Source organism: Pseudomonas sp. S2_F07 (assembly GCF_054668325.1).
Genome location: NZ_CP162758.1, coordinates 3,021,741 through 3,044,628 on the forward strand (window position 1 = coordinate 3,021,741; position 22,888 = coordinate 3,044,628).

General features: G+C 59.5%; 22 protein-coding genes. 10 read left to right on the top strand and 12 right to left on the bottom strand.

Features of this window, described 5'->3' with window-relative positions; all coding sequences use genetic code 11:
• Window positions 1-6: 6 nt before the first annotated feature.
• Complete coding sequence (locus AB4O40_RS13585; protein WP_460054183.1) at window positions 7-2,073, bottom strand: carbon starvation CstA family protein; 2,067 nt, start codon at window positions 2,071-2,073, stop codon at window positions 7-9.
• 160 nt (window positions 2,074-2,233) lie between these two features.
• On the opposite strand from AB4O40_RS13585, the gene AB4O40_RS13590 reads away from it, so the two are divergent.
• Window positions 2,234-2,602: a PilZ domain-containing protein gene (locus tag AB4O40_RS13590; protein ID WP_046041754.1), complete on the top strand. Its 369-nt coding sequence runs from the start codon at window positions 2,234-2,236 to the stop codon at window positions 2,600-2,602.
• 129 nt (window positions 2,603-2,731) lie between these two features.
• Here the strand turns inward: AB4O40_RS13590 and radA are convergent, their stop codons facing one another.
• Entirely contained in the window at window positions 2,732-4,099 is a 1,368-nt protein-coding gene (radA, locus tag AB4O40_RS13595) for a DNA repair protein RadA (protein WP_223541998.1), read from the bottom strand.
• A 610-nt stretch (window positions 4,100-4,709) separates the two neighbouring features.
• On the opposite strand from radA, the gene mscL reads away from it, so the two are divergent.
• Window positions 4,710-5,123 (top strand): large-conductance mechanosensitive channel protein MscL, encoded by a 414-nt coding sequence (gene mscL, locus AB4O40_RS13600; protein ID WP_056728743.1) that lies wholly within the window; start codon window positions 4,710-4,712, stop codon window positions 5,121-5,123.
• Between the two features lie 44 nt (window positions 5,124-5,167).
• On the opposite strand, the gene AB4O40_RS13605 is transcribed toward mscL, so the two are convergent.
• Window positions 5,168-5,944 (bottom strand): ferredoxin--NADP reductase, encoded by a 777-nt coding sequence (locus tag AB4O40_RS13605; RefSeq protein ID WP_056728745.1) that lies wholly within the window; start codon window positions 5,942-5,944, stop codon window positions 5,168-5,170.
• A gap of 303 nt (window positions 5,945-6,247) precedes the next feature.
• Between AB4O40_RS13605 and AB4O40_RS13610 the strand changes: the two genes are divergently transcribed.
• Both AB4O40_RS13610 and AB4O40_RS13615 read left to right on the top strand, forming a co-directional pair.
• Window positions 6,248-6,961 (top strand): helix-turn-helix transcriptional regulator, encoded by a 714-nt coding sequence (locus tag AB4O40_RS13610; protein WP_056728747.1) that lies wholly within the window; start codon window positions 6,248-6,250, stop codon window positions 6,959-6,961.
• 175 nt (window positions 6,962-7,136) lie between these two features.
• A complete protein-coding gene (locus AB4O40_RS13615) occupies window positions 7,137-8,261 on the top strand; it encodes a methyltransferase (RefSeq protein WP_460054180.1) in 1,125 nt (374 codons plus the stop codon).
• Between the two features lie 64 nt (window positions 8,262-8,325).
• Here the strand turns inward: AB4O40_RS13615 and AB4O40_RS13620 are convergent, their stop codons facing one another.
• The 3 genes from AB4O40_RS13620 to AB4O40_RS13630 all read right to left on the bottom strand — a co-directional run bounded on the left by AB4O40_RS13620 (window position 8,326) and on the right by AB4O40_RS13630 (window position 11,040).
• Entirely contained in the window at window positions 8,326-8,493 is a 168-nt protein-coding gene (locus AB4O40_RS13620) for a DUF2474 domain-containing protein (RefSeq protein WP_082563037.1), read from the bottom strand.
• 99 nt (window positions 8,494-8,592) lie between these two features.
• A complete protein-coding gene (gene cydB, locus AB4O40_RS13625; protein ID WP_460054177.1) occupies window positions 8,593-9,600 on the bottom strand; it encodes a cytochrome d ubiquinol oxidase subunit II in 1,008 nt (335 codons plus the stop codon).
• Between the two features lie 3 nt (window positions 9,601-9,603).
• Window positions 9,604-11,040: a cytochrome ubiquinol oxidase subunit I gene (locus tag AB4O40_RS13630; protein WP_460054175.1), complete on the bottom strand. Its 1,437-nt coding sequence runs from the start codon at window positions 11,038-11,040 to the stop codon at window positions 9,604-9,606.
• Between the two features lie 392 nt (window positions 11,041-11,432).
• Here AB4O40_RS13630 and AB4O40_RS13635 point away from each other — a divergent pair, with 392 nt between their 5' ends.
• A complete protein-coding gene (locus AB4O40_RS13635) occupies window positions 11,433-12,683 on the top strand; it encodes an MFS transporter (protein WP_008050777.1) in 1,251 nt (416 codons plus the stop codon).
• A 6-nt stretch (window positions 12,684-12,689) separates the two neighbouring features.
• Here the strand turns inward: AB4O40_RS13635 and AB4O40_RS13640 are convergent, their stop codons facing one another.
• Window positions 12,690-13,241 (bottom strand): DJ-1 family glyoxalase III, encoded by a 552-nt coding sequence (locus AB4O40_RS13640; RefSeq protein ID WP_056728754.1) that lies wholly within the window; start codon window positions 13,239-13,241, stop codon window positions 12,690-12,692.
• A gap of 68 nt (window positions 13,242-13,309) precedes the next feature.
• Window positions 13,310-13,756 carry a DUF4879 domain-containing protein gene (locus AB4O40_RS13645; RefSeq protein WP_056728990.1) on the bottom strand — a complete coding sequence of 149 codons (447 nt, stop codon included), beginning with the start codon at window positions 13,754-13,756 and terminating at the stop codon, window positions 13,310-13,312.
• A 222-nt stretch (window positions 13,757-13,978) separates the two neighbouring features.
• Between AB4O40_RS13645 and AB4O40_RS13650 the strand changes: the two genes are divergently transcribed.
• Together AB4O40_RS13650 and trmA are read left to right on the top strand one after the other, a co-directional pair.
• Window positions 13,979-15,274: an NCS2 family permease gene (locus AB4O40_RS13650; protein WP_056728755.1), complete on the top strand. Its 1,296-nt coding sequence runs from the start codon at window positions 13,979-13,981 to the stop codon at window positions 15,272-15,274.
• Window positions 15,271-16,350: a tRNA (uridine(54)-C5)-methyltransferase TrmA gene (gene trmA / locus AB4O40_RS13655; RefSeq protein ID WP_460054171.1), complete on the top strand. Its 1,080-nt coding sequence runs from the start codon at window positions 15,271-15,273 to the stop codon at window positions 16,348-16,350. Before AB4O40_RS13650 ends, trmA begins: the two co-directional genes overlap by 4 nt.
• Before the next feature lie 54 nt (window positions 16,351-16,404).
• Here the strand turns inward: trmA and AB4O40_RS13660 are convergent, their stop codons facing one another.
• Together AB4O40_RS13660 and AB4O40_RS13665 are read right to left on the bottom strand one after the other, a co-directional pair.
• Window positions 16,405-16,851, bottom strand: coding sequence for a DUF2442 domain-containing protein (locus tag AB4O40_RS13660; protein WP_046041742.1), 447 nt, complete (start codon window positions 16,849-16,851; stop codon window positions 16,405-16,407).
• Window positions 16,848-17,276 (bottom strand): hypothetical protein, encoded by a 429-nt coding sequence (locus AB4O40_RS13665; RefSeq protein ID WP_046041741.1) that lies wholly within the window; start codon window positions 17,274-17,276, stop codon window positions 16,848-16,850. The genes AB4O40_RS13660 and AB4O40_RS13665 overlap by 4 nt, the downstream gene beginning before the upstream one ends.
• Window positions 17,277-17,502: 226 nt before the next feature.
• On the opposite strand from AB4O40_RS13665, the gene AB4O40_RS13670 reads away from it, so the two are divergent.
• From AB4O40_RS13670 to AB4O40_RS13680, 3 genes are all read left to right on the top strand, one after another.
• Entirely contained in the window at window positions 17,503-18,414 is a 912-nt protein-coding gene (locus AB4O40_RS13670; protein WP_460054168.1) for a LysR family transcriptional regulator, read from the top strand.
• A 140-nt stretch (window positions 18,415-18,554) separates the two neighbouring features.
• The gene (gene aroQ / locus AB4O40_RS13675; protein ID WP_056728761.1) at window positions 18,555-18,995 is read left to right on the top strand and encodes a type II 3-dehydroquinate dehydratase; all 441 of its coding nucleotides are present in this window, start codon (window positions 18,555-18,557) and stop codon (window positions 18,993-18,995) included.
• 5 nt (window positions 18,996-19,000) lie between these two features.
• Window positions 19,001-19,855 (top strand): shikimate dehydrogenase, encoded by an 855-nt coding sequence (locus AB4O40_RS13680; RefSeq protein ID WP_460054164.1) that lies wholly within the window; start codon window positions 19,001-19,003, stop codon window positions 19,853-19,855.
• 79 nt (window positions 19,856-19,934) lie between these two features.
• Here the strand turns inward: AB4O40_RS13680 and AB4O40_RS13685 are convergent, their stop codons facing one another.
• Both AB4O40_RS13685 and quiC read right to left on the bottom strand, forming a co-directional pair.
• Window positions 19,935-20,612, bottom strand: a complete 678-nt coding sequence (locus AB4O40_RS13685) for a TetR family transcriptional regulator (protein ID WP_460054162.1) — start codon at window positions 20,610-20,612, stop codon at window positions 19,935-19,937.
• A 102-nt stretch (window positions 20,613-20,714) separates the two neighbouring features.
• Window positions 20,715-22,616, bottom strand: a complete 1,902-nt coding sequence (gene quiC, locus AB4O40_RS13690) for a 3-dehydroshikimate dehydratase QuiC (protein WP_460054159.1) — start codon at window positions 22,614-22,616, stop codon at window positions 20,715-20,717.
• Between the last annotated feature and the right edge of the window lie 272 nt (window positions 22,617-22,888).

Consider the following 22,888-nt stretch of genomic DNA (forward strand, 5'->3'; position numbering starts at 1 on the left):
CTCTGGTTACGCATCCGGCAGCGCCTGGAATGGCGACTCTTTATCCGTACGCTCTTTTTTACCCCAGGCGGCAATACCGACCTTGAGTGCATAGAACAGGATGCTGAACACCACGAACAGGAACAGCGCGGTCAGCGTTGCGTTGGTGTAGGCGTTGAAAATCACGTGCTGCATCTGGGTGATGTCCTTGGCCGGGGCGAGGATCTGGCCGTTGGCCAGGGCATCGCTGTATTTCTTCGCCAGGGCCAGGAAGCCGATCGCCGGGTTGGCATCGAACAGCTTGATGAAGCCCGCTGTCGTGGTGCAGATCAACAGCCATACGGCTGGCAACATGGTGACCCAGACATAACGCTGGCGTTTCATCTTGATCAGCACGACGGTGCCGAGCATCAGCGCGATACCGGCCAGCATCTGGTTGGAGATACCGAACAGTGGCCACAGGGTATTGATGCCACCCAACGGATCGATCACGCCCTGATACAGCAACCAGCCCCACATGGCCACACAACCGGCGGTGGCGATCAGGTTGGCGGTCCAGGATTCCGTGCGCTTGAGCGCCGGAACGAAGGAGCCGAGCAAGTCCTGCAGCATGAAACGCCCGGCACGGGTGCCGGCATCCACGGCAGTCAGGATGAACAGCGCTTCGAACAGGATCGCGAAGTGGTACCAGAACGCCATGGTGTTCTCGCCCGGCAGAACACTGTGCAGGATCTGCGCGATACCGACCGCCAGGGTCGGCGCACCACCGGCACGGGCCAGGATGGTGGTTTCACCAATATCGTGGGCTACGGCTTGCAGGGCTTCCGGGGTAATCGCAAAGCCCCAGTTGCTGACGGCTGTCGCAACGGCCACCACATCACCGCCGACCACGGCCGCCGGGCTGTTCATGGCGAAGTACACGCCAGGCTCGATCACTGAAGCGGCAACCATGGCCATGATCGCCACGAACGATTCCATCAGCATGCCGCCGTAGCCGATGTAGCGGGCGTTGGTTTCGTTATCCAGCAGCTTCGGCGTAGTGCCGGAGGAAATCAGCGCGTGGAAACCGGATACCGCACCACAAGCGATGGTGATGAACAGGAACGGGAACAGACCGCCCTTCCATACCGGGCCAGTGCCGTCGACAAACTGGGTCAGGGCCGGCATTTTCAGCTCGGGCATGGTCACCAGGATGCCGATGGCCAGGGCGACGATGGTGCCGATTTTCAGGAAGGTCGACAGATAGTCACGCGGTGCCAGGATCAGCCACACCGGCAGTACCGCCGCGACAAAACCGTAGCCGATCAGCATCCAGGTGATCTGGATACCGGTAAAGGTGAAGGCCTTGGCCCACACCGGATCCGCGGCAATCTGCCCGCCGAGCCAGATCGAACCCAGCAGCAGCAATACGCCGATCACCGAGATCTCACCGATACGACCCGGGCGGATGTAGCGCATGTAGATGCCCATGAACATCGCGATCGGGATGGTCGCCATCACCGTGAAAATCCCCCAAGGGCTTTCGGCCAGGGCTTTGACCACGATCAGTGCCAGCACCGCGAGGATGATGATCATGATCAGGAAGCAGCCGAACAGCGCGATGGTGCCGGGGATGCGGCCCATTTCCTCACGGACCATGTCCCCCAGGGAACGCCCGTTGCGGCGGGTGGACATGAACAGGACCATGAAGTCCTGAACGGCACCGGCCAGCACCACGCCGGCGATCAGCCACAGAGTACCGGGCAGGTAGCCCATCTGCGCCGCCAATACCGGGCCGACCAGAGGCCCCGCGCCAGCGATGGCCGCAAAGTGGTGACCAAAAAGAATGTGCTTGTTGGTTGGAACGTAGTCCAGACCGTCATTATTGAGCACAGCGGGAGTGGCCCGTCGCGCATCGAGTTGCATGACATTGTTAGCGATGAACAGACTGTAGTAGCGGTAGGCGACCAGATAGATGGCCACGGCAGCGACCACAATCCACAAGGCGTTGATTGCCTCGCCTCGGCGCAATGCCACGACACCCAGGGCGCACGCACCTACGATTGCCAGCACCAGCCAAGGCAAATGGCGTAGCGGGCTATTATTATTTTTCATTTTATTATTCCAGCCAGAGTGGACAAGAAAGACAGCCACCCCGAGTTTAGCGCTCCTGACGGCAAAGACCATACCCCGACATTGGTCTAGACACCTGCACGCGCTGGCAGCCTCTGATCATGCGGGTCTATAGTCAGCGTACATTTCCGAGGATCGCGCCATGAGCGAGCACCCTGCCGAACGTCGCCGCTTCAAACGTATTGCGTTCGATGCCCGAACCGAGCTGAGCCAGGGTGAGTCAACGTGGCCGGTGAAGTTGATCGACCTGTCGCTCAAGGGCTTGCTGATCGAGCGACCCGATCCCTGGCTGGGCAATCCACAGCAGGATTTCCTGGTGGACATTCATCTGAGCGAAGAGGCCGACATCACCATGGATGTGCAACTGGCCCACGACGACCATGGCCAACTCGGCTTTGTCTGCCTGCACATCAGTCTGGAGTCCATCGAACGCCTGCGGCGATTGATCGAGCTCAATCTCGCTGATCCGCAGGAACTGGAGCGAGAACTAGGTGCGCTGATCGAGATCTAGCCATCACCGAAAATCTTTGTGGGAGCGAGCTTGCTCGCGATGGCGGCCGTTCAGTCAATAAAGAGATTGTCTGAATCAATGCTATCGCGAGCAAGCTCGCTCCCACAGGGTTTGTATTCAACCTGCAAGTTATTCGAACAATGCATCCAACGCCTGCTCCAGACGCGTAACAGCAATAATCTGCAACCCAGCCGGCGCCTCCTTCGGCGCATTGCCCTTGGGCACGATGGCCCGCTTGAACCCGTGCTTGGCAGCTTCCTTCAAGCGCTCCTGACCACTCGGCACCGGACGCACCTCACCGGAAAGCCCGACCTCACCGAATACCAGCAGATCGTGGGGCAACGGCCGGTTGCGCAAGCTGGACATCACCGCCGCCATCAACGCCAGGTCGGACGCCGTTTCCAGCACCTTGACTCCGCCGACCACGTTGAGAAACACGTCCTGGTCGTGGGTCGGAATGCCACCGTGGCGGTGCAGCACCGCCAGCAACATTGCCAGCCGGTTCTGATCCAGCCCCAGCGTGACCCGACGGGGGTTGGCCAGGTGGCTGTCGTCCACCAGCGCCTGAACCTCCACCAGCATCGGCCGCGTGCCTTCCCAAGTTGCCATCACCACGCTACCCGGGACTTCTTCCTGGGCACGGGTCAGAAAAATCGCCGAGGGGTTGGAGACTTCTTTCAGGCCCTTGTCGGTCATGCCGAACACACCCAGTTCATTGACCGCACCGAAACGGTTCTTCACTGCCCGCAACAAACGTAGGCGCCCGTCGGACTCGCCTTCGAAATACAGCACGGTGTCGACCATGTGTTCCAGAACCCGAGGGCCAGCCAGCGCGCCTTCCTTGGTGACGTGGCCCACCAGGAAAATCGCTGTGCCGCTCTGTTTGGCGTAACGCACCAGCAACGCCGCGCTTTCACGCACCTGGGATACGCCCCCCGGTGCCGATTGCAGTTGCTCGGTAAAGATCGTCTGGATCGAATCGATCACCATCACCTTGGGCTTTTCCTGACGAGCCGTGGCAATGATGGTTTCGATGCAGGTTTCGGTCATGACCCGCAGTTGATCCTGGGGCAACCCCAGGCGCCGCGCACGCATGGCCACTTGCTGCTGGGATTCTTCGCCGGTGACGTACAGCGCCGGCATGCTCTTGGCGAGGTTGCACAAGGTTTGCAACAGAATGGTCGACTTGCCGATGCCGGGGTCGCCACCGATCAGCACCACCGAGCCATCCACCAGACCGCCACCCAGAACCCGGTCGAGCTCGCTGGAAGCGGTGGAGAAGCGCGGAATTTCTTCGACACTGACTTCGGCCAGGGTCTTGATCTGCGCCTGCTGGCCGGTCCACCCGGTACGACCGCTGGGGGCGGCTGCCCCGCCGCTTTCCACCATGGTTTCGGTGAGCGTGTTCCAGGCTCCGCACTCACCGCACTGGCCGGCCCATTTGGGGAAGGTTGAGCCGCACTCGGTGCAGCCGTACATGCGCTTGGCCTTGGCCATCGGAACTCCCGGAAAAAAACGCGATGATAGCTCAGCTGAAGCGCGCGAGTGCGGCCGGATACTTCGCAACCCTTTTGGTGACTTCAAACAGCCCCATTAAACTCAGACAGATTGATACACACTCACTTACAAGCCTTGTATAAGTTTTTTGTTCAATATAACCAACAAACTCTAGAGACAAGCTCTATTGCGCAACTTGAAAACCTATACAAACCTTATTCATTTACACATTTAAAACACAACCTCAAATACACTTACATAATGCGCGGTTATTAACCAAGAAAAATACGCAACTTGCCAACCCCAAAACTAACCAAACAGTCCACATTCCGCCCGCCGACTTCTAACTACCCGATAAACTTAACGTCCCGATCCAGGGATAGTCCCTTGACCCTGGCTCGCTCACACATAGAAGCCATATCGCTGAAAAACGTCGTATGCAAAACACCGCAAAAGGCCTGGCCACCCCACAGTTGAGATCAATCGGTGCGTTTTTCAACATCACCCGCCGTCGATTGCTGCAAGCACGGCAGGCAGTTGATTCGAGCAGAATGCGATTTGCTGATTTACACTGCGCTCATCAATCTCATCTGTAACAAGGAAATAACCTATGGGCGTGCTAAATGAGTTCAAGGCCTTCGCGGTCAAAGGCAACGTGGTCGACATGGCCGTCGGCATCATTATCGGTGCGGCCTTCGGCAAGATCGTTACCTCGTTTGTCGGTGACCTGATCATGCCGCCAATCGGGATGCTGATCGGTGGCGTGGACTTCACTGATCTGGTCGTAACGCTCAAGGCAGCGGACGGCGCGACTCCGGCGGTGGTGCTGGCTTATGGCAAATTCTTCCAGACCATCATCGACTTTGTCATTGTCGCCTTCGCGATCTTCATGGGCGTCAAGGCCATCAACCGCCTGAAGCGCGAAGAGGCCGTGGCCCCTAGCCTGCCGCCGGTTCCAACCAAGGAAGAAGAGTTGCTGGGCGAGATCCGCGACTTGCTCAAGGCCCAGAACAACCGGCCTTGACAGCATTGGCAAAAAAGTACGGCGCCTTCGAGGCGCCGTTTTTTTTACCAGAAATTTTCTACCGCCACCTGGCCGGGGCGCCGGCTGAGGCTCAAGTGCATGTCCCGCTGTTTAAGCAGCTTGCGCGTGTCATCGATCATCTGCGGGTTGCCACACAACATGACCCGAGAATGCTCAGGGGTCAGCGCAACACCCGCCGCGCGCTCCAGTTCGCCGTTTTCAATCAGCGTAGTGATCCGCCCGTTCAATGAACCGGGATGCTGCTCACGAGTGACCGTGGTGATGAATTGCAGTTTGTGTGCGTACTCTGCCAGATAATCACGCTGGGCCAGCCCGGCGATCAGCTCCTGATAAGCCAGTTCCCGGGCTTCGCGAACGCTGTAGACCAGGATGATCCGCTCGAATCGCTCCCAGACTTCGAAGTCCTGGAGTATCGACAGGAACGGCGCGATGCCCGTGCCTGTGGATAACAGCCACAGATCGCGCCCATCGACAAAACGGTCCAGCGTCAGGTAACCGAACGCCTGGCGGTCGACCAGCAATGCATCGCCAACCCCCAGGCGGCTGAGCTCGCTGGTGAACTCACCGCCCGGTACGACAATTGAAAAGAACTCGAGGAACTCGTCATAGGGCGAGGACACCATGGAGTAGGCGCGCCATACCGTGCTGCCGTCAGCCTTGGTGACACCCAATCGGGCAAACTGCCCCGCCCGAAACCGAAACCCTGCGTCCCGGGTGGCACGCAAGGTAAACAGGCTCTGGGTCAGGGGATGAACCTCAAGCAAGGTCTGACGGGTAAATTTTTCTTCACTGACGGACATGGAAGGCTCCAATCGAAGATGCCCCAGTGTCCCGCAAAGAAAGCGGCGTAACCACCGACAATTTGTAGTGACATTAATCCATACCAAAGACTGTTTACCAAATGCAACATACATCAATGATTACAAAATGCCACACGACATCTTATAACGCCTCCATTGTCTAAGAACCTTCAACACACTTTTCCAACAGTCAAAAGAGCAAAATTGTCGGACCATTTCTGTAAGAACTGTCCTACACTCCGTGACGTGCCGCATTTCGGATCCAATACTGCCAACGGACAATACGCACATGGAGAAAATACTATGGAGATTTGGAAGGAGTCACAGCTCAATCATTTGGCGCACACGCAAGAGATCAATACGGCCTATCGAATCGCGCTCAACTTCGTTAGAAACCTTGGATATAAATTTTGTGGATTTTCAGTTACTTCTAACTCAGTCGGAGCCGACGCCAGTACGGTGAACCTGAACAATTTTCCCCATGAGTGGAACGTTCAATATGAAAAAAACAACGTCACGCAAATAGACCCGGTAATAGCGCATTGCAATCACTCAACGCTGCCCGTTCTCTGGAGCGAAGAGCTTTTTTCCAGGACGCCATGGCTATGGCAGTTGCTGCAGCAACAAGGTTTGCAGCATGGCTGGTCCCAGGGGATCCACGATGAGGAAACCGGCCTGCGCAGTATTCTCAGCCTGGCCAGAAGCCACTGCCCGATTTCAGCCTATGAGCTGTACGAGCATCTTGGATTCTCGGTATTCATCAGCCGCCATTTGCACGCACTGGCGCTCGCAATGCACCCGGAAAAACCGGCTCGCCCCCAGGCTCCCCCCTTGTCACGGAGGGAACTCGAAGTATTGAAACTCTCAGCCGATGGCAAGACGGCCTATGAAATTGCCAGGATTCTCAGTTTGAGTGAACGCACCGTCAATTTTCATGTGCACAGGGCTATCGAGAAGTTCGGCGTCAATAACAAGATTGCGGCAGTCATCGCCGCGGCCCGGTCCGGAGCCATCTGAAAGCGCCCGCCCGCGAGAAAACCTGCGGGTAATCCAGGCAAAAAAAACGTACCATTTGCGGTCCTTCCTGAGTGATGGCGTGTAGACCGTCACGACGCAGTTCACTCGGACGGCTCCGCCCGCTCCAACGCCTTCGGGCAGCGGGACATCCGTAGATTACCCAGAGCCCCGCCCCATGCCTTTGCTCGAAACACCCTTCGCCAGCCTCGACCTGATCCGCCAGCCCGAACAGCAGAACGAACCGCTGCAAGCTTTCGATGCGGCCGATGAATACCTGCTCAATCACCTGGCCGAACAGCAGCCGGCGTCGGACACCCGGGTATTGGTGCTCAATGACAGTTTCGGCGCGCTGGCGGCCAGCCTGGCGGGCAAGGTGCGAGTGGTCAGCAGCGGTGATTCGTTCCTGGCCACGCAGGGTCTGGAAAAGAACCTGGTGCGCAACGGCCTGGCCTTTGATGCGGTGCCGAGCATACCCGCCAGCGAAGCCATTGCCGGGCCGTTCGACTGCGTTCTGATCCGTGTACCGAAAACCCTGGCCCTGCTGGAAGAACAACTGATTCGCCTGCAAGGCCAACTGGCACCCGGCGCCCAAGTGGTCGCCGCAGCCATGATCAAGCATCTGCCCCGGGCGGCGGGCGACTTGCTGGAGCGTTACATCGGCCCCGTGCAAGCCTCGTTGGCGGTGAAGAAGGCGCGGTTATTGATTGCCACGGCTCAGGACAAAACGCCAGCAGTGTCGCCTTACCCAACGCGATACAGACTCGATGAACCGGCTATCGAACTGCTCAACCACGCCAATGTGTTTTGCCGCGAAGGCCTGGACATCGGCACCCGGGCATTTTTGCCACACCTGCCGAAAAACCTCGGCTCGGCGCAAGTCGCCGATCTCGGTTGCGGTAACGGCGTCCTGGCCATCGCCAGCGCCCTGCAAAACCCCGAGGCCCACTACACGCTGGTGGACGAGTCATTCATGGCGGTGCAATCGGCGTCCGAGAACTGGCGCGCAGCCTTGGGTGAACGGGAAGTGATCGTGCGCGCCGGCGATGGCCTGGCCGACCAGGAACCGCAATCGCTCGACGTCGTACTGTGCAATCCACCGTTTCACCAGCAACAGGTGGTGGGCGACTTCCTGGCGTGGCGGATGTTCCAGCAGGCCCGCGAAGCGCTGGTCGTGGGCGGCGCGCTGTACATCGTCGGCAATCGTCACCTGGGCTACCACAGCAAGCTGGCGCGATTGTTCCGGGGGGTCGAGCAAGTGGCGGCCAACCCGAAATTCGTGATCCTCAAGGCACGCAAGTAACAGGCAAAAAAAACCCTCCGGTCGGAGGGTCGTAAATCCGTGCCCTTAGGCCACGGGAGAGATGTCAGTGCGTGGTCAGGCCGGCTGCGTTCATGAACATACGCATCAGGCTGGCGACGATGAACAAGGCGCCCACGCTGCCGACCCAGATAAGGGCCAACCAGCCGAGCCGCTGCCACAGCGGCTTTTTTTCGGCTTCTTCAATGTCGTGCAGGGAATGTTTTGCAGCCATAACGTCAATCCTCTTCAAGATTGATGGCGTCGCATCCGACGCCATCGTCGGAACGCCGCCCGGAGTAAGCTCGCTCCCACAGGTTCGTTGTGCAGCAGACTAGTGATAGCCGTCTTCATGGGTGACCTTGCCGCGGAACACGTAATAGCTCCAGAAGGTGTAGCCCAGGATGAACGGGATGATGAACAGCGTGCCCACCAGCATGAAGCCCTGGCTTTGCGGCGGCGCGGCGGCGTCCCAGATCGAGATCGAAGGCGGGATGATGTTCGGCCACAGGCTGATGCCCAGCCCGCTGTAACCGAGGAAGATCAGCACCAGGGTCAGCAGGAACGGCGTGTAGTGCGCGTTGCGGGCCACGGCGCGGATCAGGCCGTACATTGTCACCAGCACCAGGATTGGCACCGGCATGAACCAGAACAGATTCGGCATGGTGAACCAGCGAGCGGCGATATCCGTGTGGGCCAACGGAGTCCAGATACTGACGATGCCGATCACCGCCAGCAGCACGAAGGCCAATGGTCGTGCCAGGTCATGCATCTGTTCCTGCAATTTGCCTTCGGTCTTCATGATCAGCCAGGTACATCCGAGCAAGGCATACGCCACCACCAGCGCCGCACCACAGAACATCGTGAATGGGGTCAGCCAGTCCAGTGAACCACCGGCGAACTGCCGGTTGACCACCGGCAGCCCATCGATGAACGCGCCAAGCGCAACGCCCTGGAAGAACGTCGCGGTGACCGAACCACCGATGAACGCCTTGTCCCACAGGTGACGCTTGTCGTCCCCGGCCTTGAAGCGGAACTCGAAGGCCACGCCGCGGAAGATCAACCCGATCAACATCAGGATCAGCGGCAGGTACAACGCCGAGAGCACCACTGAGTAGGCCAGAGGAAACGCGCCGAACAACGCCGCGCCCCCCAACACCAGCCAGGTCTCGTTGCCGTCCCAGACCGGGGCGACGGTGTTCATCATCACATCGCGATCGGTCTTGCCCGGAATGAACGGGAAGAGAATGCCGATACCCAGGTCGAAACCGTCCATGACCACGTACATCATGATGCCGAAGATGATGATCACGGCCCAGATCAGCGGAAGATCAATACCCATGATTCAAATCTCCTTGGTCAGGCTTTGGCCGGCATCGGCGTGATCGTCGTCGGCGGCCGACAGCGGACGGGCCGGTGTGCGTTTCTGGCCGGGGCCACCGTCGTTGGTTTCCTTGCCTTCGTCGATCTTCGGCCCCTTGCGCACCAGGCGCATCATGTAGCCAAGACCGGCGCCAAACAGCGCGAAATAAACCACGACGAACAGGATCAGGGTGATGCTCATCTGCATGAAGCTATGGTTGGACGACGCATCCGCCGTACGCATCAGGCCATAGACCACCCATGGCTGACGGCCGATTTCCGTGGTGAACCAGCCGGCGAGGATCGCGATCAGGCCGGACGGCCCCATCCACAATGCCAGGTACAGGAACGGCCGCGAGGTATAGAGGGTGTCGCGCTTGCGCAGCCACAGGCTCCACAAACCGGTGAAGATCATCAGCATGCCCAGGCCTACCATGATCCGGAACGACCAGAACACGATGGTCGAATTCGGCCGGTCTTCAGGCGGGAACTCCTTGAGCGCCGGCACCTGTTTGTCCAGGGAGTGCGTGAGGATCAGGCTGCCCAGGTACGGGATCTCGACGGCGAATCTGGTTTTTTCCTCCTTCATGTCCGGCCAGCCGAACAGGATCAACGGCGTCGCCTCGTTGCCCTTGTTTTCCCAATGCCCCTCGATCGCGGCGATTTTCGCCGGCTGATGCTTGAGCGTATTGAGACCGTGGAAATCACCGATGACCGCCTGGATCGGCGCAACGATCAATGCCATCCACATGGCCATCGAGAGCATTTTGCGGATCGCCGGGTTGTCCTTGCCGCGCAGCAAATGCCAGGCCGCGGAAGAACCGACGAAGAATGCCGTGGCGACGAAGGCTGCCGTGGCCATGTGCATCAGGCGATACGGGAACGAAGGGTTGAAGATAATCGCCAGCCAGTCGGTGGGGATGACCTGACCGTTGACGATTTCGAAGCCCTGTGGGGTCTGCATCCAGCTGTTGGACGCGAGAATCCAGAACGTGGAGATCAACGTACCGATGGCCACCATCACGGTGGCGAAGAAGTGCAGGCCACGCCCGACCTTGTTCCAGCCAAACAGCATGACGCCCAGGAACCCGGCCTCGAGGAAGAATGCCGTGAGTACTTCATAGGTCAGCAACGGCCCGGTCACGGAACCGGCGAAATCCGAGAAGCGGCTCCAGTTGGTGCCGAACTGATAGGCCATTACCAGGCCGGAAACCACTCCCATGCCGAAGTTGACGGCAAAGATCTTCGACCAGAAATGGTAGAGGTCACGGTAGGTGTCGTTATGGGTTTTCAGCCACAGGCCTTCGAGTACCGCCAGGTAACTCGCCAGGCCGATGGTGATGGCCGGAAACAGGATGTGGAACGAGATGGTGAACGCGAACTGAATTCGGGCGAGATCAAGTGCCTCTAAACCGAACATAAGTCTTCCTCTGTCAGGTAGTACGGCTGCTGGCTGGAAGCCTGCACCCACGGCCCCCACGGATATGGAGTGTGGCGAATCTCTGTTTGTTCTTCTTTTTGCACGCATCACAACGCAGGGAGTCTGGCCTTGCGGCCGCCGGATCAATTCCTTTTGTGGGTCTTGACCTGGATCAATCAACGTTGAAAGAGTAGTCCCAATTTCGGGGATGAACCGCGTGGTCTTTTGCCGCGTGACAAGTTGCCTCACGGCTTTTGTCATCGACAGCAACACATTCCCTGTGGGAACCTGGAGAAAATCGATGTCTGGCTAACTAATTTTTTGTCACGGCAACTTTTTGTTACAGGTTGGTGATAATCTCGCCGTTCCCCTCTCCCCAGACTTCCCCGCAGATGCCCAGCCAAGAGCCCTTGCTGTTACGTCACCATCGCCCTTTTCTCGCGTTCTGGCTGGCCCGGGTATTTACCGCCAGCGGCTTCCAGATGCTCACCGTAGCCATCGGCTGGAACCTGTACCAATTGACCGGCAACGTGCTCGACCTGGGTCTGGTCGGCCTGGTCGAGTTCGCCCCGCGCGTACTGTTCATGCTGCACACCGGGCACGTCGCCGACCGCTATGACAGGCGCAAGGTCGCGGCGATCTGCCAGTCCTTGCAGGCATTGATCGCCCTGTCGCTGGCCATCGGCAGCGCCACCGACCATGTCACCCGGGAAATGATCTTTATCCTGGCCTTCCTGCTCGGTGCGGCTCGCTCCTTTGAAATGCCCACCACCCAGGCCCTGCTGCCCAGTATCGTGCCCAGCGCGCTGTTTCCCCGCGCGGTCGCCGCCGCGCAATCGGCTCAGCAATCGGCCACCATCGTCGCCCCTGCCCTCGGCGGCTTGCTCTACGCCTTCGGCAGCGTCTGGGTGTATGGCCCGACGGTGCTGCTGTATGTCATCGCCTGTTCGCTGATGCTCAACCTGCCGGCCCGGCAAACCCCGCTCAACAAGGGCAAGGCCACTCTGGATTCGCTGCTGGCGGGTATTCGCTTCATCCGCAGTCGTCCGGACATTCTCGGGGCGATCTCCCTCGATCTGTTTGCGGTGCTATTAGGTGGCGCCACGGCGCTGCTGCCGGTGTTCGCCAAGGACATTCTGCTGACCGGCCCGTGGGGGCTGGGCCTGCTGCGCTCGGCACCGGCGGTGGGCGCGCTGCTGATGTCGCTGTTCCTGGCGCGGTTTGCCGTGGAACGCAACGTCGGGCGGGTGATGTTCACTGCCGTAGGCATCTTCGGCGTGGCAACCATCGCCTTCGGCCTGTCGACCTCGTTCTGGTTTTCCCTGGCGGTGTTGGTGGTGCTGGGCGCGGCAGACATGATCAGCATGGTGATCCGCGCCTCGTTCGTTCAACTGGAAACCCCGGACGAAATGCGTGGCCGGGTCAGCGCCGTCAATGGTCTGTTCATCGGTGCCTCGAACCAGTTGGGCGAATTCGAATCGGGCCTGACCGCCCACTGGTTCGGCACTGTGCCAGCGGTGGTCATGGGCGGGATCGGTACGCTGGTGGTGACCGGGGTGTGGGTCAAACTGTTCCCGACTCTGGCGAGCCGCGATCGCATGCACGTGGCTAAAGATGAAGAGAAGGAAGAGGCGAAAGTCTGACGCTCTCTAAACGAGCAACTCCCCCTCCACCGCCGTACGTATGGCTTTACCGCAGAGTTGCTCTACCAGCGCCAGGGCAAATGCCAATGCGGCAGCCGAGCCCTGGGCCGTGATGCAATTGCCGTCGACCACCACCGGTTGATCGACAAAGGTACAACCGGACAGTTGATGGCTGGCTGTGGGCAGGCAGGTCATGCGCCGTTGACGCAATACGCCAAAGGCCTGCAGTGCCACGGCGGGCGCTTCGGCGATGCCGGCGAACAGGCGACCGGCCGCCGCCTGATCCTTGATTAATTGCTGCAGGGGCTGGTGTGCTGCCAGGTGCTGCGAACCCACCGCACCACCGGGTAAGGCAATCAGGTCGAAGGGTTGTGCCAGCAAATCCACCAGCATCGCATCGGACGTCAGGCGAGTGCCCCGGGCGCAGGTGAGCATGCGCCGCCCTTCGATACTGGCCACCACCACTTCTATCTTGGCACGGCGCAGTACGTCGATCAGGGTCACGGTTTGCAGGTCGTCGGTGCCCTCGGCGAGGGCAATCAAGGCTCTAAAGGTCATCAGGTGCTGTCCACGGAATGATCATTTAAGCGTAGTCAGCTTTCCCGCCCCGTGTTCGAGACCTGTGGTTACTTGATGTAAAGCTGCGTCGACATCGTGTTTCCGGGCGCGTTGATCGAGGTATCGCTGAAGGTCAGCGTGCCTTCCTGCTTGCCCGCCAGATCGAGGGCATACAAATAGCCGACGGTTTTTTCCCCGGCGGTGCAACTGGTCAGGTTGCCGTTCTTGAACGCGCAAACCGCTGTCCGTGTGCCGTTCACGTCGAAACCGTCGAGGGCGACATGGGCCTCACGCCCGTAACCCACTTCCAGCACGTACACCATGATGTTCGGGCCATTGTGATCGCAGCGCGTCCGGGTTTGCCCTTCGTCGATGTTCTCGACACCACAGGACGGCGACGCGACCTTGAGCACTTTCAATTGCGTCAGCGGTGGCGCCGAGGCCGCCACGGCCATTTGGACCCCAAGAATCAATGCCATCCATGCACCGGAGGCGGCAACCAGACACTTTTTCATGCAGGACCCATCCCCCCAAAAAAACCAGCGCGCAGTATGGCGCACTTGGCCTTGTCGCAAAACATCGACGACGATCACCGCCAAAGCAGCCATATTCCCAAGCTACTGGTATGATGCGCGGCTTTTTCCGGCCCACAGTAATTTCCAGGCGCGTTCTGCTGCCTGTGCTTTGCTGTTGAGGTCGATACATTCACGGCGCCCGGCGCGCCACGGGGAGCAGACATGCTGGAAAGGCTGTTTCAACTCAAGGCACACAACACAAACGTGCGGACCGAGATTCTGGCGGGCGTCACGACCTTTTTGGCCATGGCCTACATCCTGTTCGTCAACCCGAGCATCCTCGGCGAGACCGGCATGGACAAGGGCGCGGTGTTCGTCGCCACCTGCCTGGCCGCCGCCATCGGCTCGACAACCATGGGCCTGATCGCCAACTACCCGATCGCCCTCGCACCGGGCATGGGCCTTAACGCCTTCTTCACCTACACCGTGGTCCTGCACATGGGTCACACCTGGCAAGTGGCGCTGGGTGCGGTGTTCATCTCGGCGGTGTGCTTCTTCCTGCTGTCGATCTTCCGCATCCGTGAATGGATCATCAACAGCATCCCGCTGCCGCTGCGCTCGGCGATTGCCGCCGGTATCGGTCTGTTCCTGGCGTTGATCGCCCTGCACAACGCCGGCATCGTGGTCAGCAACCCGGCGACCATGGTCGGCCTCGGTGACCTGAAACAACCGGCTCCGATCCTCGCTACCCTCGGTTTTGCCCTGATCGTCGCCCTCGAAGCCCTTGCCGTGCGCGGCGCGGTGCTGATCGGCATTCTGGTGGTGACCATCATTTCCATCGTGATGGGCTTCACCCCGTTCGGCGGCGTGATGTCGATGCCACCGTCCCTGGCCCCGACCTTCCTGCAACTGGACATCAAGGGTGCGCTGGACATAGGTCTGGTCAGCGTGATCTTCGCCTTCCTGTTCGTCGATCTGTTCGACAACTCCGGCACCCTGATCGGTGTAGCCAAGCGCGCCGGCCTGATGGGCAAGGACGGCCATATGCCGAAAATGGGCCGCGCGCTGATCGCTGACAGCACCGCGGCCATGGCCGGTTCCCTGCTGGGCACCTCGACCACCACCAGCTACATCGAATCCGCCGCGGGCGTGAGTGCCGGCGGCCGCACCGGCCTGACCGCCGTCGTGGTGGCGATCCTGTTCCTGCTGGCACTGTTCTTCTCGCCACTGGCCGCCAGCGTTCCGGCCTTCGCCACCGCACCGGCACTGCTGTTCGTCGCCGTGCTGATGACATCCGGCCTGGCCGAAATAGACTGGGACGACATTACCGTCGCCGCGCCGGTGGTGATCACCGCGCTGGCAATGCCGTTCACTTACTCCATCGCCAATGGCATCGCCTTCGGTTTCATTTCCTGGACCGCCATCAAGCTGATGTCCGGTCGCGGCCGTGAGCTGAACCCGGCGCTGGTGATCCTGTCGATTCTGTTCGTGATCAAGCTGGGTTGGTTCAACGCATGACTTTTGATTCCCAGGCCTACGCCGTTCAGCTCGAAGAAAAGGTCACGCGCTTGCGTGACCTGCTGGCCCCGTTCGATGCACCGGAGCCAGCCGTATTCGATTCGCCGCTGAAAAACTTTCGCCTGCGCGCCGAGTTCCGCCTGTGGCGTGAAGCCGGCGAGCGTCACTACGCGATGTTTTCCCAGGAAGACAAACGCACGCCGATCCTGATCGAAGAGTTCCCGATTGCCAGCCTGCGCATCAATCAGTTGATGCCGCAGCTGAAGGCAGCCTGGCAAGCCAGTGCGCCCCTGAGCCACAAGCTGTTCCAGGTGGAGTTCCTGACCACTCTGGCCGGCGACGCGATGATCACCCTGTGCTATCACCGCCCGCTGGACGAGCACTGGCATGCGGCGGCGTCGAAACTCGCGGCCGACTTGAACGTCAGCATCATCGGCCGCTCCAAGGGCAAACGCGAAGTCATCGGTCACGATTACGTGGTCGAGAAGCTGGAAGTCGGCAGCCGCACCTTCAGCTATCGCCAGCCCGAAGGCGCATTCACCCAGCCCAACGGCACGGTGAACCAGAAGATGCTCAACTGGGCATACGACGCGCTTGGCGATCGCAGCGACGATTTGCTGGAGCTGTATTGCGGCAACGGCAACTTCACCCTGCCCCTCGCCACCCGCGTGCGCAAGGTGCTGGCCACCGAAATCAGCAAGACCTCGGTCAACGCGGCGCTGAGCAATCTCAGCGAAAACGCTGTGGATAACGTCACCCTGGTGCGTTTGTCCGCTGAAGAGCTGACCGAAGCCCTGAATGAAGTGCGCCCGTTCCGGCGCCTGCATGGCATCGACCTCAAAAGCTACGAGTTCGGTAGCGTGTTCGTTGACCCGCCCCGTGCCGGCATGGACCCGGACACCTGCGAGCTGACCCGGCGCTTCGACAACATCCTGTACATCTCCTGCAACCCGGAGACCCTGGCGGCCAACATCGCCCAACTGCACGACACCCACCGCATCTCCCGATGCGCAATGTTCGACCAGTTCCCGTGGACCCATCACATGGAATCCGGGGTGATGCTGACCCGGCGTTGATGGCGCCTGCCAGGCACAAAAAAGCCGTCTTCACGACGGCTTTTTTGTGGGCGTTTACAAGACAACATCGACCTTGCGCGGGCGCCCGCCTTTCCTGCCGTTGGCCCGCGCGGCTTCAGACTTTGCTGCGCTGCTCTGACGACCATTGCGCGAAGCGACGACCGAGGCCGCCATGGCCATCAGCGACTTGCTCGCAGAAATCATCCCGGCGATGGATACATGCAGGTCCTTGCCTTCATGGCATAGGGCAGTACCCGCATAGCCGACAGTCAGACTGGCGAAGTCCCCGCCCTCAAAATCATCGAACTCCGGATAGTTGGCCACGGGCAACAATACGCCGCTGCCGTCTTCGAAGCTGACAGCCAGGCAGGGGGGCTGGTAGGTAACCGCTGTCGCCTGCAGGCTATTTTTTCTACGTAATTCGCCACGTTCAATGGCTTTGTCCAGGCTACTTTCCGTTACGGGATTATCGGCCTGAACCTTGGCTTTTATCGTTTTCATAACTCGATCTCCACACCTTCCTGTGTGCCTATCAGGGACAGCAACGTCTTGTTCGATTCGGGTTCGTAGCAAGCCGATCCAATCATGTTGGTGGTACTGACAACCCTTTTCACCACAACGACTTCGTTGCTTTGCCAGTCCCACAATTGATTATCAAGACAGGCCGTTTGTAACTTTCGCCACCAGATGCCCCGGGCGCGCCGCAAATGGGCAGGTTGCTGGAGCGATTGGCGCAATCCCTCAAGCACCGCCAACGGTGGCCGACGCGAAAGCGGAACTACATCCCAGAGCTCGACACCGTTGTGCCAAAAGCAGAACCTGAATCTCGCACTCCACGTACCGGCCTCCACATGCGCATGAGGCGGACAATGCTCGTCTCGCAACATGATCACTACCGACAGTCCTTTGTAATTGCATACCTTCATGCTAACCCATCCGTTAGGTTAATGAATCCGAGGATTCGACATTCTCTGGAAAATCCGACCGTTGGCAATGGCCGTCGAATCACTTCTTCCGTCCTCAGACTAGTGTCCTGCCGTTACCCAGCCCTGCGGAACACCGCGCGCAATGGTAAGAAATCCTTTCATTACGGCGCTGGCACCTGATAAATACTGATCAAGCCCCTTCATCTGATCCCCGGTGTAATCAATCATGCAGCGACAATTCGACGATCTTCAGTTGGGCAGCATTGAGCTGTTTTGCCTGGCCGCCGAGGCCGGCAGTTTTACTGCCGCGGCGCTGGTGGCGGGTGTCACCCCAGCGGCCGTGAGCCGTTCGGTGTCGCGCATGGAGGAACGCCTGGGCGTGCGCCTGTTCGCGCGCACCACCCGCAGCGTGAAGCTGACCGACAGTGGCCGCCGCTATTACGAGGAGTGCCGCCTGGCCCTGGCGCAACTGATCGAGGCCCAGCGCGAGGTGATGGGCCAGCAACAAGTGCCGTCCGGTACCTTGCGCATCAGTATTCCGACCACCTACGCGCATCATCGAATCCTGCCTTTGCTGCCCGAATTTCGGGCGCGTTATCCGGCGGTGAAGGTCGAATCGCACATCAGCAATCGCAACATCGATTTCGTCGGCGAAGGCTACGACATGGCAATTCGCGTGCGAGCCATCCCGGATTCCGGCCTGATTGCCCGACAGCTGGAAGATGCCGCCCTGGTGATGATCGCCAGCCCTGATTACCTGAAACGGGCCGGCACTCCACAAACCCTCGACGACCTCGAACACCACGAGTGCATTCAATACGAATTGCCCAGCAGCGGTCGGCGCATTGCCTGGTTGTTCAACGATGAGGGCGTGCCCCGGGAGATTCTGGCCGAGGGCAGCCTCAGTTGCTCTGACGATGTATTGGGTGGCGTCACCTTGGCCAAACACGGGGCGGGGTTGTTTCAGACCTATCGTTTTATCGTGGAAAAGGAACTGGCCGACGGCTCGCTGGTGGAGGTACTCAAGCCCTATGGCGGGCGTTCGCGGCCGTTTACCTTGCTGTACCCGCAAAGTCGCCATGTACCGCTGCGCTTGAGGGCGTTCATTGATTTTCTGGTGGAGCATTTGCCGCGCTGAACAGCGAAAGTGTCCGATCACCGCCCACAACCCGCCCGCGTGCCCTCACTCCAATTGACCAAATTAACTAGTTAGTACAATTTATCTCCACAGGCCGAAATTCTCGGCCGATTCCAAAAATAATAAGTGGAGAGATTGCGATGTCCCCTATCGTTCTGGTGCTCAACGGCCCGAACCTGAACCTGCTCGGCACCCGTGAACCGGCGACTTACGGCCACGAAACCCTGGCAGACGTTTCGGCCCTGTGCGCACGTAGCGCCGAAGAGTTCGGCCTGGCAGTGGAGTTTCGCCAGACCAACCATGAAGGCGAATTGCTCGACTGGATTCACGCCGCCCGCGGTCGCTGTGCCGGCATCATCATCAATCCTGCCGCGTGGACCCACACCTCGGTCGCCATCCGCGACGCCCTGGTCGCCAGCGAACTGCCGGTGATCGAAGTCCACCTGTCCAACGTGCACGCCCGCGAGCCCTTCCGCCACCACTCGTTCGTATCCGCCATTGCAACGGCGGTGATGGCCGGTTTTGGCAGTCATGGCTATCGCCTGGCGCTGGAACACTTCAGTCATCGTTTGAAGGGGTGATCGCCGTGACTCAGAACCACGTGATACTCGCCGGGCTGATTGGCGCCGGCATCCAGGCTTCTCGCACACCAGCCATGCACGAGCATGAAGGCGATGCCCAAGGGCTGCGCTACCTCTATCGCCTGATTGATCTTGATCAGTTGAAGCTCGACAGCAACGCCCTGCCCGACCTGTTGATGGCTGCCGAGCGCATGAACTACACCGGGCTGAACATCACCTTTCCATGCAAGCAGGCGATCATCCCGCTGCTCGACGAACTCTCGCCGGAGGCCCGCGGCATCGGTGCGGTCAACACAGTGGTGCTCAAGGATGGCAAACGCATCGGCCACAACACCGACTGCCTGGGCTTTGCCGAGGGTTTTCGCCGGGGTTTGAAAGGCGTTGCCGTTGAACGTGTCGTACAGATGGGCGCCGGCGGCGCAGGTGCGGCGGTGGCCCACGCGTTGTTGATCGAAGGCGTACAACAACTGAGCATTTTTGACGTGGACATCCGCCGCGCCCAGGATCTGGCTGACAATCTCAATCAGCATTTCGGCGTCGCTCGAGCGGTGGCCGGGTATGACCTGGCCAACGCCATGGCCCAGGCTGATGGCCTGGTGAACACCACGCCGATGGGCATGAAAAAGCTGCCGGGCATGCCAGTGCCGGTAGAGTTGCTGCGAGCCGAACTGTGGGTAGCGGAGATCGTCTACTTCCCGCTGGAAACCGAACTGCTGCGCAACGCCCGCGCCCTTGGTTGCCGGACGCTGGACGGCGGCAACATGGCGGTGTTTCAGGCAGTGAAGGCGTTCGAGTTGTTCAGCGGCGTGGTGCCGGATGCCCAGCGGATGCTTGAGCATTTCCAGAGCATGAATGACTGAAAATCAAAAGATCGCAGCCTTCGGCAGCTCCTACAGATCAATGCGATTGACGTAGGAGCTGCCGAAGGCTGCGATCTTTTCAAGCCTGCAAATAACGCAACACCGACTCGCAAATCATCTCCCGATGACGCTGCTTGATGTGTTCGTCCGGCAGGTCGATCTGAAAAATCTCACCAAAGGTGTGGCGGTTCGAGACGCGATAGAAGCAGAACGAACTGATCAACAGATGCACATCCAGCGGATCAAGACCGGTACGGAACACCCCCTGCTCGGCGCCGCGACGCAGAATCTCGCCCAGTGAGTCGAGGATGGTGTTGTTCATCGCCTTGATCGCATCGGAGCGCTTCACATACTCGGCGTTGTGAATGTTCTCGATGCTGACGATGCGCACGAAATCGACGTTGCAATCATGGTGATCGAAGGTGAACTCCACCAGCCGCCGAATGGCTTCGACCGGCGCCAGTTCTGCCAGGTGCAGGCGATTTTCAGTGTTGCGAATATCGCCGTAGAGTTTCTCCAGCACCTCGACGTAGAGCTGCTCCTTACTGCCGAAGTAGTAATAGATCATGCGCTTGGAGGTGTGGATGCGCTCGGCGATGGCATCGACACGAGCCCCGGAAAGCCCCTGCTGGACGAATTCGACAATCGCCTCCTGCAGGATGTTTTCGCGGGTCTTTTCCGGGTTGTTCTTGCGACTCTTGCGCGGCTCGGCACCAGGTTCTACGGAGGCTGCGGGGAGTTCTGAAGTCATTGTCATTGCGGGCTCACGGCCATCACTGCACAGGCTGGCGATTATGGGCCGCGCGGCACGGTGAAGGAAGCCGCGCGGCCCACGTTTAATCCCGCGTTTACGAATTACCTACAACTTCGCCTGGCGCAATGCGCCGCTACGGGATTTGGCCATGGCCGCCAGGCGCACCGCGACGTTGGCCGCGCCGTAGCCGGCATAACCGTTTTTACGCTGGATGATCTCGAAGAAGAAGCGCCCTTCGAACGGCTCGGTGTACACATGAAACAGCTCACCGCCCTGGGCGTCGCGGTCGTACAACACATTGTAGTAGGCCAGTTCGCTGAGGAACTCGTCGTCGAAATCGAACCGCGCCGCCAGATCATCGTAGTAGTTGAGCGGGATATCCAGCAGCGGCACGCCTGCCTCTTTTGCACGGCTGACCTGGGCAAAGATGTCATCACAATCAAACGCGATGTGATGCACGCCAGAGCCGCGATAACTCGACAGCGCGTGTGAGATTGCGGTGTTGCGGTTCTCGGAAATGTTCAGTGGCAGACGGATCGAACTGTCCCGGCTGCGTAAGGCACGGCTCTTCACCAGACCATAAGGATCCGGCAGCACGACTTCATCGTCGGCCTCGAAATCCAGCAGGCTCTTATAGAACAGCACCCAGCTGTCGAGGCTGTCGGCCGGCAGCGCCATGGCCATGTGGTCGATGCGCTTGAGGCCACCACTGACCGGCGCATCCGCCAGCAGATTGAAGTCTGTGCCGTAGACGTCGGCATCCTGGTCCACCAGATAGATCAGGCTGCCATCCGGCGCACGCACCGCCGCCAGTTCCAGTTCATTGGGGCCGACCAGCCCGCGATAGGGCTGGCCCTTGTAGGCCACGGCACGGGCCAGCGCGCTGGCACTGTCCTTGACCCGCACGGCGGTGGCGCACAACGAAGGGCCGTGGGCCTCGAAGAAACTGTGACCGAACGAGTAAGGCTCGGAGTTGAGGATCAGGTTGATATCGCCCTGACGCATCAAGCTAACGCTCTTGGAACGATGCTGTCCGGCCTTGACGAAACCCAGTCGCTCCAGCCAATGGGAGAGCTTGGCGCCGAGGCTTTCGTCCACGGCAAACTCCAGGAACTCAATGCCGTTGTACTCGCTGGCCTTGGGCGTTTCGAACAGAATCCCGGCGTTGGCCGCGGGCTTGGCTTCCCGGGCCAGGCGCTCGCGGGTTTTCTCTTCCAGGTACAGCAACGAACGCAAGCCGTCGGCGGCGTTGGCCCGTGGTGGTGCGGCGCGGAAACCGTCGTTGAAGATTTCCAGCGACAGCGGTCCGGTGTAGCCGCTCTTGATGATCGGCGCGAGGAACCCCGGCAAATCGAATTCACCCTGGCCCGGGAAGCAGCGAAAATGCCGGCTCCACTCCAGCACGTCCATGGCCAGGATCGGCGCGTCAGCCATTTGCACGAAGAAAATCTTGTCGCCGGGAATCTCGGCGATAGCACTTGGATCGCCCTTGAGCGACAGGGTGTGAAAGCTGTCCAGCAACACGCCGAGGCTTGGGTGATCAGCCTGACGCACGATGCTCCACACCTGTTGCCAGGTGTTCACATGCCGGCCCCAGGCCAGCGCTTCGTAACCGATGCGCAGGCCACGTGCCCCGGCGTGCTCAGCCAGCAGTCGCAAGTCATCGACCAGAATCTGCTCATCACCGATGGACTCGGCCGAGGCGTTGCTGCACACCAGCACCAGGTCAGTGCCCAGCTCCTGCATCAGGTCGAACTTGCGCTCGGCGCGTTCCAGGTTGCGCGACAGGCGATCGCGGCGGCAACCTTCGAAATCGCGGAACGGTTGAAACAGGGTGATGGCGATCCCGAGATCGGCGCACATCTGTTTAATTTCCCGCGGACTACCGTCGTAGTAGAGAAGGTCGTTCTCGAAAATCTCGACGCCGTCGAAACCGGCGGCGGCAATGGCTTCGAGTTTTTCCGGCAGGGTACCGCTCAAGGATACGGTGGCAATGGAACGCTGCATGTTTTCGGCTCCCGGTGGAGGCAATCTTGTTAGGGGCGTTGCACGCTTGTGTAGGAGCTGCCGAAGGCTGCGATCTTTTGATGTTGATCGAGGAAAAGATCGCAGCCTTCGGCAGCTCCTACGTGGGTAGCGTTTGTCTTGCGAGAATTATTGGGCCGACAGACTTACACAGCAATTTAAAGTGTACTACCCAGTTAGTTTTGTGTTCGATTATCGAACAAAATGGTGATTGGCGAATTGACGATTTTTTGTCCACTGCCCAACATCGTCCT